Source organism: Paenibacillus popilliae ATCC 14706 (assembly GCF_000315235.1).
GTDB lineage: Bacteria > Bacillota > Bacilli > Paenibacillales > Paenibacillaceae > Paenibacillus_B > Paenibacillus_B popilliae.
This window is the reverse complement of record NZ_BALG01000517.1, coordinates 1-235: the sequence shown is the minus strand read 5'-3', so window position 1 is coordinate 235 and position 235 is coordinate 1. Positions and strand designations below refer to the sequence as shown.

General features: G+C 44.3%; 1 protein-coding gene. It reads left to right on the top strand.

The features are described from left to right. Window positions 1-235: pyocin knob domain-containing protein (locus PPOP_RS24955; RefSeq protein ID WP_006288329.1), on the top strand; the 235-nt coding region annotated here is incomplete at both ends.

Here is a 235-nt window from a genome sequence, read left to right as displayed (position 1 = left end):
GTTACGTGGAGGTCATTGCGCATAACCCCGAATGGGTACTACAAAAGGTTTACGGTTTATATGCAAACCAATTTTATATGCGCAGACTTACAAATACAGGCTGGACTCCCTGGACGCAAGACCTTTATACATGGCAAAAAGTCAGAGTAACCGCTGACGATGGCAATGCTACCATGACAGGAGATTTAAATGCCGATCTATCAACAGGTTGGTATCAGGTAGTTGATGCGCCTAA